This is a genomic window from Catellatospora sichuanensis (assembly GCF_007483665.1).
GTDB classification, from domain to species: domain Bacteria; phylum Actinomycetota; class Actinomycetes; order Mycobacteriales; family Micromonosporaceae; genus Catellatospora; species Catellatospora sichuanensis.
The window spans coordinates 150,091-166,313 of the sequence record NZ_VIQO01000010.1; the positions used below are offsets into that span (position 1 = coordinate 150,091).

Annotated in this window: 15 protein-coding genes; 11 read left to right on the forward strand and 4 right to left on the reverse strand. The window is 71.4% G+C overall.

Features of this window, described 5'->3' with window-relative positions; genetic code table 11:
- Nucleotides 1–5: 5 nt before the first annotated feature.
- Complete coding sequence (locus FLL47_RS20685) at nt 6–980, reverse strand: DUF4349 domain-containing protein (RefSeq protein ID WP_144122187.1); 975 nt, start codon at nt 978–980, stop codon at nt 6–8.
- A gap of 83 nt (nt 981–1,063) precedes the next feature.
- Here FLL47_RS20685 and FLL47_RS20690 point away from each other — a divergent pair, with 83 nt between their 5' ends.
- Complete coding sequence (locus FLL47_RS20690) at nt 1,064–1,702, forward strand: MBL fold metallo-hydrolase (RefSeq protein ID WP_144122188.1); 639 nt, start codon at nt 1,064–1,066, stop codon at nt 1,700–1,702.
- Here the strand turns inward: FLL47_RS20690 and FLL47_RS20695 are convergent.
- Complete coding sequence (locus FLL47_RS20695) at nt 1,699–2,268, reverse strand: 3'-5' exonuclease family protein (protein ID WP_222106125.1); 570 nt, start codon at nt 2,266–2,268, stop codon at nt 1,699–1,701. The genes FLL47_RS20690 and FLL47_RS20695 overlap by 4 nt on opposite strands.
- Before the next feature lie 147 nt (nt 2,269–2,415).
- On the opposite strand from FLL47_RS20695, the gene FLL47_RS20700 reads away from it, so the two are divergent.
- Nucleotides 2,416–3,153 carry an SCO6745 family protein gene (locus FLL47_RS20700; protein WP_144122373.1) on the forward strand — a complete coding sequence of 246 codons (738 nt, stop codon included), beginning with the start codon at nt 2,416–2,418 and terminating at the stop codon, nt 3,151–3,153.
- A gap of 153 nt (nt 3,154–3,306) precedes the next feature.
- Nucleotides 3,307–4,236 carry a GNAT family N-acetyltransferase gene (locus FLL47_RS20705; protein ID WP_246158303.1) on the forward strand — a complete coding sequence of 310 codons (930 nt, stop codon included), beginning with the start codon at nt 3,307–3,309 and terminating at the stop codon, nt 4,234–4,236.
- Here FLL47_RS20705 and FLL47_RS20710 read toward each other — a convergent pair.
- Nucleotides 4,233–4,688, reverse strand: coding sequence for a gamma-glutamylcyclotransferase family protein (locus FLL47_RS20710; protein WP_120318058.1), 456 nt, complete (start codon nt 4,686–4,688; stop codon nt 4,233–4,235). The genes FLL47_RS20705 and FLL47_RS20710 overlap by 4 nt on opposite strands.
- A gap of 146 nt (nt 4,689–4,834) precedes the next feature.
- Here FLL47_RS20710 and FLL47_RS20715 point away from each other — a divergent pair, with 146 nt between their 5' ends.
- From FLL47_RS20715 to FLL47_RS20740, 6 genes are all read left to right on the forward strand, one after another.
- Entirely contained in the window at nt 4,835–6,238 is a 1,404-nt protein-coding gene (locus FLL47_RS20715; RefSeq protein ID WP_144122190.1) for an NAD(P)H-quinone dehydrogenase, read from the forward strand.
- 146 nt (nt 6,239–6,384) lie between these two features.
- A complete protein-coding gene (locus FLL47_RS20720) occupies nt 6,385–7,974 on the forward strand; it encodes a circularly permuted type 2 ATP-grasp protein (RefSeq protein WP_144122191.1) in 1,590 nt (529 codons plus the stop codon).
- A complete protein-coding gene (locus FLL47_RS20725; RefSeq protein ID WP_144122192.1) occupies nt 7,968–8,924 on the forward strand; it encodes an alpha-E domain-containing protein in 957 nt (318 codons plus the stop codon). The genes FLL47_RS20720 and FLL47_RS20725 overlap by 7 nt, the downstream gene beginning before the upstream one ends.
- A gap of 28 nt (nt 8,925–8,952) precedes the next feature.
- On the forward strand, nt 8,953–9,813 hold the full coding sequence (locus FLL47_RS20730) for a transglutaminase family protein (protein WP_144122193.1): 861 nt from the start codon (nt 8,953–8,955) through the stop codon (nt 9,811–9,813).
- 80 nt (nt 9,814–9,893) lie between these two features.
- Entirely contained in the window at nt 9,894–10,940 is a 1,047-nt protein-coding gene (locus FLL47_RS20735; RefSeq protein WP_144122194.1) for a Fic family protein, read from the forward strand.
- Nucleotides 10,941–10,997: 57 nt separating this feature from the next.
- Nucleotides 10,998–12,437, forward strand: coding sequence for a GuaB1 family IMP dehydrogenase-related protein (locus tag FLL47_RS20740; protein ID WP_144122195.1), 1,440 nt, complete (start codon nt 10,998–11,000; stop codon nt 12,435–12,437).
- A 234-nt stretch (nt 12,438–12,671) separates the two neighbouring features.
- Here FLL47_RS20740 and FLL47_RS20745 read toward each other — a convergent pair whose 3' ends face one another.
- The gene (locus tag FLL47_RS20745; protein ID WP_144122374.1) at nt 12,672–14,420 is read right to left on the reverse strand and encodes an acetyl/propionyl/methylcrotonyl-CoA carboxylase subunit alpha; all 1,749 of its coding nucleotides are present in this window, start codon (nt 14,418–14,420) and stop codon (nt 12,672–12,674) included.
- Between the two features lie 169 nt (nt 14,421–14,589).
- On the opposite strand from FLL47_RS20745, the gene FLL47_RS20750 reads away from it, so the two are divergent.
- On the forward strand, nt 14,590–15,204 hold the full coding sequence (locus FLL47_RS20750; RefSeq protein WP_246158304.1) for a PadR family transcriptional regulator: 615 nt from the start codon (nt 14,590–14,592) through the stop codon (nt 15,202–15,204).
- A gap of 68 nt (nt 15,205–15,272) precedes the next feature.
- On the forward strand, nt 15,273–16,223 hold the full coding sequence (locus FLL47_RS20755; RefSeq protein WP_144122376.1) for an ATP-binding cassette domain-containing protein: 951 nt from the start codon (nt 15,273–15,275) through the stop codon (nt 16,221–16,223).

The following is a 16,223-nucleotide window of genomic DNA, read 5'->3' on the forward strand; positions in this document are numbered from 1 at the left end:
CGGGGTCAGTCGTCGTCGGATCCGGCGGGGGGAGCCGCGGCCGCGGTCGCCGGGACCTCGGCCGGGGCCGGGGGCGGCGGTGGGGCAGCCCGACGGCGGCGCAGGGCGACCACCAGGCCCACCGGGATCGCGAGCGCGACCAGGAACGGCAGCAGGAAGCCCAGGACCGCCAGGGCGACCTGCACCGTGGCGACGAACGCGTCCCAGCCGGCCTCCAGGCCGCCCAGGAAGCCCGGTGCGGGCTCCTTCTCGGGTTCGGGCAGCTCGGTGTGCGGCCCGACCAGCGTGACGGTGATCGTGGACAGCGAGACCAGGTCGTCCAGGCCGGCCTTCTTGCGCTCCAGGGAGGCCAGCTCGGCCTGCCGCTGGTTGAGCTCGCGCTCCAGCATCACCACTTCGCTGAGCTGCTTGGCCTGCGTGAACATCCGGCGTACCGACTCGACGCTGGCGCGCTGGGCGGCGATGCGGGTGTCCAGGTCGACGACGGCCTCGGTGACGTCCTCGGTGTTCGAGCTGCGGTTGACCTCGGTGCCCAGCTTCGCGATCTGCTCCACCACGCCGTGGAACTGCTTCGCGGGCACCCGGACCGTGATCCAGGCCTGGGACTCGGTGCCGTCGTTCACGCGCTTCTCCGCGCCGATGTGCCCGCCCGCGGTGCTGACCAGCGAGGTCAGCCGCTCCGCGGACGCGGGGACGTCGTCGACACGCACGGACAGCTCGCCGCGGTAGATCAAGGATCGGCCGACGACCGGGCCGCCGGTGGCGGTCACGCCATCTTGTGCGGGTGCTGCGGGGGCTTGCCCGGCCTCGCCCTTCTGCTCCTGGTAGCCCAGGTTGTTGTTGGGCATGCCCGCGGCGGGCACCTCGGCCCCGCTGTCGGTCGAGGCCTTGTCCGACGCCGAACACCCCGCGAGCAACAGCAGGCCGCCGAGCACCGCTACTACGAACGTCTTCTTCATGCCTTTCCGGACGTCACTCATGACCCCTCAGGTTCCGGCAGACTGGTCACGGAAGGACGACAGTCGGGACACGGATCCGGACCGAGACGGAAAGGCGGCCACCGATGCGGGTGACGAAGTTCTCGCACTCCTGCCTGCGCATCGAGCACGACGACGCGGTCGTGGTGATCGACCCGGGCGTATGGAGCGAGTCGGAGCGCGCCCTCGACGGGGCCGACGCGGTGCTGCTCACCCACGAGCACGCCGACCATGTGGACGCCGACCGGCTGGCCGACGCGCTGGCCAAGCGGCCGTCCACCATGATCTATGCCCACCCGGACGTGGTGGACAAGTTCTCCGGGCAGTGGGAGGGTGCGGCGGTCCCGGTCACCTCCGGTCACGCGTTCACCGCGGCCAACCTGCTGGTACGCGCCTACGGCGGGCTGCACGCCGTGATCCACCCGGAGATCCCGCAGGTGGCGAACCTGGGCTTCCTGATCAACGAGTCGCTCTACCACCCCGGGGACTCCTTCGACGTGCCCGAGGGCGCGACCGTGCAGACGCTGTTCGTGCCGGTCTCCGCGCCCTGGCTGAAGATCGCCGAGTCGATCGACTTCGTCCGCGCGGTCGGCCCGCAGCGGGCGTACGCGCTGCACGACAGCCTGCTCTCGGACAACGGGCTCACCCTGACCGACGCCCTCATGACGGCCCGGGCCGGCGCCGAATACGCCCGGCTCGCCCCGGGGGCGACCGTGGACGTCTAGGGCTGCCAGGACATCAGGTTCGCGAACAGGTCGGCCTGCTCGACCGCGTCGTCGAGGGCGTGGTGCGTGTGCCGCCGGTCGGACAGCAGCTGCTTCGGCATCGCCCGCTTGTGCGCCCGGCCGAACGGCACGCCCGCCCGGATCGCGTACGCCGTCTTCACGTCCAGGCAGCCGGAGTGCCCGAACACGCTCGCGCCGGTGAACCGGATCAGGTACCAGTACACGAACATCCAGTCGAAACTGGCCGGATAGGCCACGAACACCGGTCGGCACTCGCCCGCGGTCGCGGTCACCCATCGGCTGAACTCGCGCATCGCCACCGCCGGATCGGCCCCCTCGCGCTGCAACGCCGCCCGGTCCAGCCCGGACACCTCCAGCGCCGCGGGCACGAAGTCGTCGCTGATCGGCCGCAGCTCGCGGTAGAACGTCGCCGCGGTCGGGTCGGTCCGCGCGAACGCCTCGCCCATGGTCCCGGCCACCGCCGCGCCGAAGCTCAGCATCGAGTACGGCCCCGGGATCGGGCCGTCGGCCTCGACGTCGACCGAGAAGTACATGTCCGCGCGCACCGCGCACCACGCTTTCGACGAGGGTGTATGCAACCCGGCCAGCCTAGGTGCGGGCCGGTCCACGTCGCACCCGCTTTCCGGGGGGCTGACCCGGCGCGTCCGGCGCGGCACAATCCACATGTGACACCCCCCTTGACGGCGACGCCCATGCAGACCGCGGCGATGGCGGCCGATGCGGTGAACCGGCTCGGCGGCGCGTTCCTCGAGTGCCCCCGGACCCTGCGCCGCGCCCGCGAACTCGGCCTCACCGGCTGGGCGTGCTACGTCGCCGGGCGGGGCGGGGCACTGGGTGACGTACGCCCCGACACCGTCGCCGCCGCGCTGGGCCTGATCACGCCCGAGGCGGTGCGCGACGGCTGGGACGCGGCCCGGCGGGCGTTGTCGCCCCGCGAGGTCGCCGCCCACCTGCTGGCCGAGTGCTGCCGCTGGGGCAGCGAGCACCTCGCCGACGCGCCCAAGGTGGACCGCCTGGTCGAGCTGACCGAGAAGGCGGTGCTCGCCGCCGACGGCGCGGGCCTGCCGCTGTTCGCCGCGTGGCGGGCGATGCCGGTGCCCGGTGACGGGCCCGGCGCCCGCGCCGCCGTCGCGCTGCACCTGCTGCGCGAGCACCGGGCCGGGGCGCTGCTGCTCGGGGTGCGGTCCAGCGGCCTGAGCCCGATGGAGGCGCTGATCGCCGGGCCCGAGGGCGAGGCGGCCGCGGTCGCGTTCGGCTGGCAGCCGCCGTACCCGCCGGTGGCGCCGCTGCTGCGCCGCCGCGCCTGGGCCGACGCGGTAGCCGACCGCATCAGCGGCCAGGCCGTGCAGAACTTCACCCCCGCCGAGCGCGGCGAACTGGTCACCATCCTCAAGGACACCACCCGCACCGTCTTCACCCGCCGCCGCTGACCCCCCTTTCTTGATCGTCCGACTTGCCTGGCACCTGTGCGTATCTTGAGCTCGCATTCGCCCACCTGCCTGGCAAGCCGGCCGGTACTGGGCCGCGCGTGCGGGGCGGCTAATCCGGTGGTGGTCATGGGGGCGGGTTGTCAGGATGGCGGCGTGACGGACGACGAACTTCCCCAGGGCTGGTCCTTCCGGCCGACTACCAGCGAGGACGCCGGTGACCTGCTGGCGCTGGTGCACGCCAGTGACATGACCGCGGTCGGGTTCGCCGACTTCGCCCCGGAGGACGTCGCCGAGGCGCTGGCCGGGCCGTACAGCACGGTCGCGGTCACCGCTGCCGGCGCGATCGCGGGCTGGGGCTACCTGGAGAACCCGGGCGACGCCCCGCGCGACTTCCTCGAGGTGTACGTGCACCCCGAGGGCGGCCGCCCCGCGATGCGGCCCCTGCTGGCCCGGATGCTGGCCGAGACGGGCCGCCGGGCACGCGAGCGCGGCGGCGAGGGCACGGTGCGGGCCGGGGCCATCCCGGTCGAGCTGCCGTGGATCGAGTCGCTGACCGCGGCGGGCTTCGAGTTCGTGAAGCAGTACGCCCGCATGCAGCTCGACCTGCCCGCACCCGCGCTCGACCCGGTGCCCGGCGTGACCGTGCGCCCGGTGCGGGACGAGGAGATGCCCGAGTTCTTCGCCGTGCTCGACGCGGCGTTCCGGGACACCCCCGACTACCAGCCGACCGGCTACGACCGGTGGCGCGAGCGCTTCCTGGACGGCCACCGGGTGCGCCTGGACGAGTGGTTCGTCGCCGAGGTGGACGGGGCCGTGGCCGGCATCCTGCAGTCCTCGGAGCAGAGCGAGGCCGTCGACGAGGGCTGGGTGAAGCACCTGGCGGTGCGCGCGGAGTTCCGCAAGCGCGGGGTGGGCCGGGCGCTGCTGGCCGCCGCGTTCGCGCGCTACCTGGCCAACGGCCGGGTCTCCGCGGGCCTCGGTGTCGACCTGGCGAACCCGACCGAGGCCATCCGGCTCTACACCGGCGTGGGCATGCGGGCGGCCTACCAGGCCAACATCTACGAGCGGCCGGCCCTGGGCTAGGGGCGGACCGTGCGGGTGGGCCGGGCGCGCAGCGCGGCGACGTAATCGTCCGGCGCGCCCGCCTTCTCCGCCGCGTTCGCGATCTCCGACAGGTACCACGCGGTCGGCAGGCCGCCCTCGTAGCCGTGGAAGACGTAGACGTAGGCCAGCGCGCTGCCGTCGAGTGTCGCGACGCGCAGTTGCAGCTTGGTGTAGGTGCCCGCGTTCGCGCCCTCGACCTCGTCGAGTGCGGCCTCGTCCCACGGGTGCACGTCGTAGAGCGCCACGAAGATCCGGTCTCCGGGGGATTCGACGATCGTGGTGACCGCGCCTTCCCAGCCGACCTCGTCCTCGCCTGCGAAGGTCAGCCGCCAATCTTCGAGCCAGCCGGTCCCGACCATAGGCGAGTGCGGACAGTAGGCCCGCATGCGGGCTGGGTCCAGGTTCGAGCCGTACGCTGCGTAATGACGCACGGCGATGACGATAGCCGCCCGGACCGCTCGCTGAGAATACGCCCGTGCGTGTCGGACCACTCGGTGTCTTTTCGGGCACACCGGGTGAGCGTGAGCCGGGTCGCATCCGCGCCTGGCGGACTTGCCCGGTAGGGAAGAATGACACCGTGAGTCGGATTGTGATCATCGGTGGCGGCCCCGCCGGATACGAGGCGGCGCTCGTCGCCGCGCAGCTCGACGCGGACGTCACGGTCGTGGAAGCCGACGGTGCCGGCGGCGCCTGCGTGCTGCACGACTGCGTCCCGTCCAAGACCTTCATCGCCAGCTCCGAGGTCGTGACGAGCTATCGCGACACCGAGGAGTTCGGCGTCCACTCCGACGGACTGGAAGCCGTCACGGTCGACGCCGACGCGGTGCACAGCCGGGTCAAGCGGCTGGCCCTGGCGCAGTCCGCGGACATCCACGCGAAGCTGATCAAGGCCGGGGTGACCCTGGTCAAAGGCACCGCCAAGATGGGCGACGACACCCTCGGCCACACCCACCGGGTGCGGGTGCGCCCGGCCGACGGCGACGCCGAGTACGCCATCGACGCGGGCACGGTGCTGATCGCGACCGGCGCGACGCCGCGGCGGCTGCCCTCCGCGGTGCCCGACGGCGAGCGCATCCTGACCTGGCGGCAGGTGTACGACCTGCCCGCGCTGCCCGAGCACCTGATCGTCATCGGCTCCGGCGTCACCGGCGCCGAGTTCGCCTCGTCCTACCTGGCCATCGGCGTGCCGGTGACCCTGGTGTCGTCCCGCGACCGGGTCATGCCGCACGAGGACGCCGACGCGGCGATGGCGATCGAGCGGGTGTTCCGGGCCCGCGGCATGACCATCCTGAACAACTCGCGGGCCGACGCGGTCAAGCGGGTCGGCGACGGCGTCGAGGTGACGCTGTCCGACGGCCGGGTGGTCACCGGCTCGCACGCGCTGATGGCGGTCGGCTCCATCCCCAACACCACCGACCTGGGCCTGCCCGAATACGGCGTCAACGTGGGCCCCGGCGGTTACGTCACGGTCGACCGGGTGTCGCGCACCAACGTGCCCGGGGTGTACGCGGCCGGCGACTGCACCGGTGTGCTCCCGCTGGCCAGCGTCGCGGCCATGCAGGGCCGGATCGCGATGTGGCACGCGCTCGGCGAGGCGGTGGCTCCGCTGCGGCTGCGCACCGTCGCCGCGAACGTCTTCACCGACCCGGAGCTGGCCACGGTCGGCGTCTCGCAGGCCGACGTGGACAGCGGCAAGGTCCCGGCCCGGCAGGTCATGCTGCCGCTGGCCGGCAACGCGCGCGCCAAGATGGCCGGCCTCGACGACGGCTTCATCAAGCTGTTCTGCCGCCCGGCCAGCGGCATCGTGGTCGGGGGCGTCGTCGTCGCACCCCGCGCCAGCGAGCTGATCATGCCGCTCACCATGGCGGTCGAGAACCACATGACGGTGGACCAGCTGGCCCACACCATCACCATCTACCCGTCGCTGAGCGGCAGCCTCGCCGAGGCCGCCCGCCAGCTGATGCAGCACGACGTCGAGTAGGCATGATCGTCGTTTCGTGTCAGAACCCGTGGTCAGACCTCGGGTTCTGACACGAAACAGCGATCTTGTGCATCGTCCTAAAGGGACGGCCTCCCACATCTCACATCGTTTACGCAATCGCAACGCGGTCCGCGTAGCGTCGGGACATGGCGGACCTTTTCGAGGATTACCCGCTCGGTCCCGGCTGGGACGAGATGTTCGGCGTTCCCGGTGAGCCCCGGCCGACCTACGAGGCCCTGCACGCCACGCTGCGGCCGCTGGCCGGCAGCGAGCTGAGAATCCGGGCCGAGGTGCTGGCCAGAGCCTTCCTCGACCAGGGCATCACGTTCGCCCTCAAAGGTGTCGAGCGGCCGTTCCCGCTGGACATCGTGCCCCGCATCATCGCCGCCGAGCAGTGGCGTCAGGTCGAGGCCGGAGTCGCCCAGCGGGTGCGGGCGCTGGAGGCGTTCCTGGCCGACGTGTACGGCGAGTGCCACGCGCTGCGCGACGGCATCGTGCCCCGGCGCATCATCGTGACCAGCGCCCACTACCACCGCGAAGCAGCCGGCATCGTGCCGCCGAACGGGGTGCGCGTGCACGTCGCCGGGGTCGACCTGATCCGCGACGAGGCCGGCGAGTTCCGGGTGCTGGAGGACAACGTGCGCACCCCGTCCGGGGTGAGCTACGTGATGGAGAACCGGCGCGCCATGGCGCACGTGCTGCCCGAGGTGTTCGCGCAGACGCGGGTGCGTCCCGTCGATTCGTACCCCGGCATGCTGCTGCAGGCGCTGCGCGCGTCCGCACCGGCCGGAGTGGACGATCCGACCGTGGTGGTGCTCACTCCCGGCGTGCACAACTCGGCCTACTTCGAGCACGCGCTGCTGGCCCGGGAGATGGGCGTGGAGCTGGTCGAAGGGCGTGACCTGGTCTGCGCGGGCAACGAGGTCGCCATGCGCACCACCGCGGGCGAGCAGCAGGTCGACGTCATCTACCGGCGCATCGACGACGAGTTCCTGGATCCGGTGCATTTCCGGGCCGACTCGATGCTCGGCTGCGCGGGTCTGGTCAACGCGGCGCGGGCGGGCAACGTCACCATCGCCAACGCGATCGGCAACGGCGTCGCCGACGACAAACTGCTCTACACGTACGTGCCGGACCTGATCCGCTACTACCTCGGCGAGGAACCACTGCTGTCCAACGTGGAGACGTACCGCCTCGACGACCCGGACGTGCGCACCCACGTGCTGAGCCGCCTCGACGACCTGGTGCTCAAGCCGGTGGACGGCTCCGGCGGCGCGGGCATCGTGATCGGCTCGCAGGCCACCGAGGAGCAGTTGGAACACGTACGCCAGCGCATCCAGCTCGACCCGCGCGGCTGGATCGCTCAGCGCGAGGTGAAGCTGTCCATGGTGCCGACGCTGATCGAGGACCGGCTCCGCCCGCGGCACGTGGACCTGCGGCCGTTCGCCGTCAACGACGGCGGCCAGGTGCGGGTCCTGCCCGGCGGGCTGACCCGGGTGGCGCTGCCCGAGGGCGCGCTGGTGGTCAACTCCAGCCAGGGCGGCGGTTCCAAGGACACCTGGGTGCTGCCCGAGCCGGGCGCCCCCGCCGAGGAATGGCAGCAGGACCCGTTCCCCGGCGAGATCGCGGTGATCCCCTCGCCGCGCCGCCCGGACCCCGGGCCCGGCCAGTCCGGCAACAACCAGCAGCAGCAGCAACAGCAACAGGCACGAGCCGACGGGAGGGTTCAATGCTGAGCCGGATCGCGGAATCGCTCTACTGGATCGGGCGCTACGTCGAGCGCGCCGAGGACACCGCACGCATCCTCGACGTACACCTGCACCGCATGCTGCAGGACCCGTGGACCGACGAGGAGCAGGCCTGCCGGTCCCTGCTGGCGGTGATGGGGCTGCCGATCGGCGAGCACGAGAGCGCCAGCCTGCCGGGCGTGGTGGAGCGGCTCGGCCTCGACCTGACCAGCACGAGCTCGGTGCTGGGCGCGCTGGCGGCGGCCCGGGAGAACGCCCGCGGCGCCCGCGAGACGGTCAGCGCGGAGATGTGGGAGTGCCTCAACACCACCTGGCTCGGCCTGGCCGGATCGCGCCGTCGCATCGAGGAGGGCGGCGTGCACCAGTTCTTCACCTGGGTGCGCGAGCGCTGCTCGGTGCTGGCCGGGCTCGCCGACGCCACCATGAGCCGCGACGAGGGCTGGCTGTTCCTGGTGCTGGGCCGCAGCGTGGAGCGGGTCGACATGACCGCCCGGCTGCTGTCCACGCACACCCGCGCGGGCGGCAGCATCCCGAACTGGCTGACCCTGCTGCGCTCGTGCGGGGCGTGGGAGACCTACCTGCGCACCTACCGAGGGTCGCTGAGCGACCGGCACGCCGCCGAGTTCCTGCTGCTCGACCGGCTGTTCCCGCGGTCCATCCTGGCCGCGCTGGTCACCGCCGAGTCCTGCCTGGCCGAGCTGGAGCCGACCGGCGGCACCACCCGCACCGGCCGGGTCGGCGTGGGCACCGACGCCCAGCGCATCCTCGGCCGCGCCCGCACCGACCTCGCCTACCGCGCCCCCGACGAACTACTCGCCGACCTCGGCCCGGTCCTGTCCGGCCTGGAACGCACCTGCTCCCAGGTCAACGACGCGATCTCGGCCCGCTACTTCCGCCAGACCGCCGCCGTCCACTGGCAGGCCGGAGCGGTGGCATGACACTGAAATCCGCGGAAGGGCGGCGCGCATGACGATCTCGGGCCCGGGGTGGCGGTTGCAGATTCGGCACCGGACGGGTTTTCAGTACGGGGGGCCGGTGGCTTCGTCGTACAACGAGGCGCGCATGTCGCCCAGTTCGGAGGCGCGGCAGACGGTGCTCGAGGACCGGGTCAGCGTGTGGCCGACCGCCCGCACCTACCGCTACCAGGACTACTGGGGGACGACGGTGACGTCGTTCGACGTGCAGGTGGCGCACGAGGTGCTGGAGGTGATCGCCGACGCGACCGTGGAGACGTCCGGCCCTGCCGTGCTGCGTACCGACGGGCCGTCCTGGGCGGAGCTGACCGACCCGGACGACGTCGACCGGTGGCAGGAACTGCTGCTGCCGACCCCGCGCACCGCGCTCGACGAGGAGCTGGGCGCGCTGGCCGTCGAGCTGCGCGCCGCGCACGGCCCGGACGAGGCGGCGCTGGCCGTGTTCGACCTGGTCCGTCGTGAGGTGGAGTACACCCCGGGGGCGACCGGGGTGATGACCGACGCGGTGCACGTGTGGCGCCAGAAGCAGGGCGTGTGCCAGGACATCTCGCACCTGTCCGTGGCGCTGCTGCGGGCCATGGGCCTGCCCGCGCGCTACGTCTCCGGCTACCTGCACCCCACCCCGAACGCCCCGCTGGGCAAAGCGGTGACCGGGCAGAGCCACGCTTGGGTCGAGTGGTGGTCGGGGGAGTGGCACGCGTACGACCCGACGAACGGCGTGCCGATCGGGGAGCGGCACGTGGTGGTCGGCCGCGGCCGCGACTACGGCGACGTGCCCCCGCTGAAGGGCGTCTACGCAGGCCCGTCGAACACGGGCCAGTCCGTCGAGGTCACCCTGACCCGCATCCGCTAAAACACTTAGCGCAATGAGCTAAACTTACTAATCGAGGCGGATCTTAGTATGTTTAGCTCATTGATTGGCAGGTTTCCGAGGTGCATGGGTTCACCGAGCTCGATTCGCTGCTGGATCGAGTCCCGGCGCGGGTGGTCACGCTGCTCAGAACGGTCGACATCGGCCAGGGTTCCGAGGGCCTGTACCGCAACCAGCTGCCCGGTGTGCTCGCCTCGTTGGCCAGGCGCGCCCGGGTCGCCAGCGTAACCGCGTCGTCGGAGATCGAAGGCATTGTCGTCCCGGACCAGATCCGCGCGGAGAACATCATCGAGGGCCGCGCCATGGTGTTGCGCACTCGCAGCGAGCAGGAGCTGGCTGGATACCGTGATGCGCTGGACCATCTCTTTCAATCGTCGTGGCAACCCGTGAACCTGGGCCTTGTGCTGCACCTTCACCGGCTGCTCTTCGGCCGGACGCAGAGTCCCGGCGGACGGTTCAAGCCGCACGACAACGTGGTGGTCGACCGGGCGGCCGACGGTGGCACCACAGTCAGGTTCCGTCCGGTGTCCGCCGCGCGCACCGAGTTCTTCATGGCCGAACTGATCGACCGGTTCCGGGCCGCGATGGCTACCGGTACGCACCACCCGGTGCTGCTCATAGGGTTGTTCGTGCTGGACCTGACCATCGTTCACCCCTTCGAGGACGGCAACGGACGGGTGGCCCGGGTGATCACCAACGCGCTGCTGGCCGACTCCGGATATGGGGTGGTCCGCTACGTGAGCCTCGAGGAGCTGATCGCGGACTCGGCGGACGAGTACTGCCAGGCCCTGCTGAACTCCACCCGTGGCTGGCACGACCATCGGTTCGACCCGTGGCCCTGGCTCAGCTATTTCGTCGCGACGCTGGCCGAGGCGTACCAGTTGTTCGGTCAGCGAGCGGCCGCCGACCGCAGCGTGGGGAACAAGCAGGACCGCGTCCGCGACTATGTCCTCCGCCGAGCGCCCGATGTATTTCGGCTGGCCGATATTCGTCAAGCGCTTCCAGGGATCAGCGACCCGACCATTCGGATCGTGCTCGACCAGCTCCGGAAGGACGATGTCGTGGCTGTGGACGGGGTCGGGCGCGCTGCGACATGGCGGCGCATCTGAGCCGGCGATATGCCAGTCGGGCGGGGGTACGCCGGGTTGATGGGTGAAGATGGCCTCATGCGGTTCCTGTCCGGTGCGCAGCCCGCGCACGATCTGACCTACAGCGACGTCTTCATGGCGCCGAGCCGTTCGGAGGTCGGCTCGCGCATGGAGGTGGACCTGTCCACCGCCGACGGGACCGGGTGCACCATCCCGATCGTGGTGGCGAACATGACCGCGATCGCCGGGCGGCGGATGGCCGAGACGGTGTCGCGGCGTGGCGGCCTCGCGGTGATCCCGCAGGACATCCCGAGCGCCGTGGTGACCGAGGTGATCGGCTGGGTGAAGCAGCGGCACCTGGTGCACGACACGGCGATAACGCTGCGCCCGCACGAGACCGTGGGCGACGCCATCCACCTGCTGCCCAAGCGGGCGCACGGCGCGGTGGTCGTCGTCGACGAGCAGGGCCGTCCGGTAGGGCTGGTCGTCGAGTCCGACACCATGGGCGTGGACCGGTTCTCGCAGGTGCGCGACGTGATGTCGACCGAGCTGCTGACCGTGCCGGCCACGGCCAGCCCGCGCGAGGCGTTCGACATCCTGCACCAGGGGCGGCGCAAGGTCGCCCCGGTCGTCGACCACGAGGGGCGGCTGGCCGGGATCACCACCCGGCAGGGCGCGCTGCGGGCGACGCTGTACACCCCGGCGCTGGACGAGAAGGGGCGGCTGCGGGTCGCGGCCGCCATCGGCATCAACGGCGACGTCGCAGGCAAGGCCGCCGAGCTGCTGGCGGGCGGGGTGGACGTGCTGGTCGTGGATACCGCGCACGGCCACCAGGAGCGCATGATCAACGCGCTGCGCGCGGTGCGCTCGGTGGACCCCGCGGTGCCGGTCGTCGCGGGCAACGTGGTCACCGCCGAGGGTGTACGCGACCTGGTCGCCGCCGGCGCCGACATCATCAAGGTCGGGGTGGGCCCCGGCGCCATGTGCACCACGCGCATGATGACCGGCGTGGGGCGGCCCCAGTTCTCGGCCGTGCTGGAGTGCGCCGCGGCCGCCCGTGAGCTGGGCAGGCACGTGTGGGCCGACGGCGGCGTACGCCATCCCCGCGACGTGGCCCTGGCCCTGGCCGCGGGTGCGGCGAACGTGATGATCGGTTCGTGGCTGGCGGGCACCTACGAGTCGCCCGGCGACCTCTACACCGACCCGGACGGGCGGCGCTACAAGGAGAACTTCGGCATGGCGTCGGCGCGGGCGGTCAGCGCGCGCACCGCTGACGACTCGGCGTTCGACCGGGCCCGCAAGGCCGTCTTCGAGGAGGGCATCTCCACCGCCAAGATGTACCTGGACCCGGCACGCCCCGGCGTCGAGGACGTCATCGACGAGATCGTCGCCGGCGTCCGCAGCGCCTGCACCTACGCCGGAGCCAAAACCCTCGACGAGTTCCACGCCCGAGCCCTCATCGGCGTCCAGTCCACCGCGGGTTACACGGAGGGCATGCCCATGCCCACGTCCTGGTGAGCGCCTTCTAGATCACTCGAGGAGTCGCGCGGCCGGTGCGAGCGGATACCTGTCGCCGGTGGCTGCTCGTTTCGGGACGCCGAAGCGTCCCGAAACGAGCACACCGCGGGTGGCTTACCGTCTCGCGGTGACGCATTGCCTGGCACATGGGCGAATGGCGCTTCAAGATACGCACAGGTGCCAGGCAAGTCGAACGATCAAGGATCCGGGCGGCGAACCGCGGATGCGTGCGGGCTACTTGATTTCGCAGATGGTGGTGCCGGACTGGACCACCTCGCCCACCGCGGCGGACAGCCCGGTGATGGTGCCGGCCTTGTGGGCGGTGAGGGGCTGTTCCATCTTCATGGCCTCCAGGACCACGACGGTGTCGCCCTCGGCCACGGTGTCGCCGTCGGCGACCGCGAGCTTGACGATGGTGCCCTGCATGGGGGCGGCCAGCGCGTCACCGCCGGCGGCGACGTTCGCGCCCCGCTTGCCGGCGGCCCGCTTGGCGGGACGTCCGGCCGCGGCGGGCGCGGCAACGGCCGTACCCCCGAACGAGGCGGGCAGGGAGACCTCCAGGCGCTTGCCGCCGACCTCGACCACGACGGTCTGCCGCTCGCCGGCCTCGTCGTCCGCGGCCGCGGCCTGGCCGAACGGCGCGACGGTGTGGTGCCACTCCGTCTCGATCCACCGGGTGTGCACGGTGAACTCGACGAACGCGGGGTCGCGCACGATGGCGCGATGGAACGGCAGGGCGGTGGCCATGCCCTCGACGACCATCTCGTCCAGGGCGCGGCGGGCCCGCTCCAGGGCCTCGGTGCGGTTCTCGCCGGTGATGATGACCTTGGCCAGCAGCGAGTCGAAGTTGCCGCTGATCTCGTTGCCGGCCTCGAAGCCGGTGTCCACCCGCACGCCGGGGCCGCCGGGCAGGTGCATCTTCGTGATCACGCCCGGTGCGGGCAGGAAGTTGCGGCCCGGGTCCTCGCCGTTGATGCGGAACTCGATGGAGTGACCGCGCGGGGCGGGGTCTTCGGTCAGGCGCAGCTTCTCGCCCGCGGCGATGCGGAACTGCTCGCGGACCAGGTCGATGCCGGAGGTCTCCTCGGTGACCGGGTGCTCGACCTGCAGCCGGGTGTTGACCTCCAGGAAGGAGATCGTGCCGTCCACGCCGACGAGGTATTCGACCGTGCCCGCGCCGTGGTAGCCGGCCTCGCGGCAGATCGCCTTCGCGGAGTCGTGAATGGCGCTGCGCTGCGTATCGGTCAGGAACGGCGCGGGGGCCTCCTCGACCAGCTTCTGGTGGCGGCGCTGCAGCGAGCAGTCGCGGGTGCCCACCACGATGACGTTGCCGTGCTGGTCGGCCAGCACCTGCGCCTCGACGTGCCGGGGCCGGTCGAGGTACCGCTCGACGAAGCACTCGCCCCGCCCGAACGCGGCGACCGCTTCGCGGGTGGCCGAGTCGAACAGCTCGGGGATCTCCTCGAGGGTGCGGGCGACCTTGAGTCCGCGGCCGCCGCCGCCGAACGCCGCCTTGATGGCGACGGGCAGGCCGAACTCCTGCGCGAAGGCGACGATCTCGTCGGCGTGCTTCACCGGGTCGGCGGTGCCGGGCACCAGCGGCGCGCCCGCGCGCTGCGCGATGTGCCGGGCGGTGACCTTGTCGCCGAGGTCGCGGATGGCTTGCGGGGTGGGGCCGACCCAGGTCAGGCCCGCCTCGATGACGGCTTCGGCGAAGGCGGCGTTCTCGGACAGGAAGCCGTAGCCGGGGTGCACCGCGTCCGCGCCGGAGCGCTGGGCGACCTCGATCAGCTTGTCGATGCGCAGGTACGTGTCGGCGCTGGTCTGACCGCCGAGGGCGTACGCCTCGTCGGCGATGGTCACGTGCAGCGCGTCGCGGTCGCCGTCGGCGTACACGGCGACGCTGGCCAGGCCCGCGTCGCGGCACGCGCGTGCCACGCGTACGGCGATCTCGCCACGGTTCGCGATCAACACTTTGGACAGCATCGTCATCATCGTCCTCCCCGAACGGGCCTGCGCGGAGTCTATCGGTGGAGTTGATCATTAACGAGCGCTCAGGAGCCATGTGACCTGTGTCATGAACGCTCGTTCAGATCACTGCTGGTGGGGGTGGCATACCCGCGATCGCCGATCCGGCCGCACACTGTTCACCGTGTCGACGACCCGAATGATGATCCTCGGCGTGGTGCGCCTGTTGCAGCCGGTGCACGGCTACGACGTACGCCGGGAGCTGCTGAGCTGGCATGCCGACAAGTGGGCCAACGTGCAGCCGGGCTCGGTCTATCACGCGCTGAAGAAGCTGGCCGACGAGGGCGCGCTGAGGGAGGCCGGCAGCGAGCAGGTCGGCGGCCGTCCCGCGCGGACGCGCTACGAGATGACCGTCAAGGGTGACGAGCAGTTCCGTGACCTGCTCAGCGGCGCGCTGTGGGAGCAGCGGGAGGTAGAGGACCCGTTCCTGGCGGGCTTCTCGCTGATGACCGAACTGCCCCGGGAGGAGGTCGCCGCGGCGCTGCGGCATCGGGCGCGGCGGCTGCGGGCAGACAACGAAGGCGCGGGGGCCGCGATCGCCTCGGGCTGGGCCGTGCCGGACAACAAGCCGACCCACGTGCGGTGGATGCTCGAGTTGGGCATCGCCCGCAACGAGGGCGAGATCGCGTGGTGTGAGCGGGTGGCCGAGCGGATCGATTCGGGCGAGCCCTACCTGTCGGAGGAACTGCTGGCGCGCTGGAAGCAAGCACGCGGCGAACGGGATCACGCAACCGATTAATCAAACTTGACTAGTGTCGGACCCCGGTCCTACGCTCCAGGTCTCCCCCGACCTTGGAGCTAAAAATGATCATCGAGACCTCCGGGCTGCGGAAGTCCTTCCGCTCCCGTGCCGGTCGCGAGACGAAGACCGTGGAGGCGGTACGCGGTGTCGACCTGAGCGTCGCCGAAGGCGAGATCTTCGGCTTCCTCGGCCCCAACGGCGCCGGCAAGACCACCACCCTCCGGATGCTCGCAACCCTGCTGGAGCCCGACGGCGGCACCGCCGTCATCGCCGGTGCCGACCTGCGCAAGGAGCCGGGCGAGGTACGCCGCCGCATCGGCTACGTCGCCCAGGGCGGCAGCACCTGGGACGAGTCCACCGGCCGCGAGGAGCTGGTGCTGCACGCCCGCATGTACGGCATCAGCAAGGCCGACGCCCAGCGCCGCGCCACCGAGGCCCTCGACACCTTCGAGCTCGCCGAGTACGCCGACCGCCGCTGCAAGACCTACTCCGGCGGCCAGCGCCGCCGCGTCGACATCGCGCTCGGCATCATCCACTCGCCGAAGGTCGTCTTCCTCGACGAGCCGACCACCGGCCTGGACCCGCAGTCCCGCGCCCACATGTGGGGCGAGGTGCGCAAGCTGCGGGAGATGGGCATGACCGTCTTCCTCACCACGCACTACCTGGACGAGGCCGACGCGCTCTGCGACCGGCTGGCGATCATGGACCACGGCCAGATCGTGGCCGAGGGCACGCCCGCCGACCTCAAGCAGGAGGTGCTCGGCGACGTCGTCTCCGTCAATGCGCGCGAGGTGGCCAAGGCCGCCGACCTGTTCGACAACGCCGAGTACGTGCGCAAGGTCGAGACCACCGAGCAGTCGCTGCGGCTGTACGTCGAGGACGGCGCGAGCGCCATCCCGCACGTACTGCGCACCCTGGACGCCGAGGGTGTCTCCATCGAGGGCATCGAGCTGCACCGGCCCAGCCTCGACGACGTGTTCCTGGCCAAGACCGGCCGCAGCCTGAGGGAGAGCTGA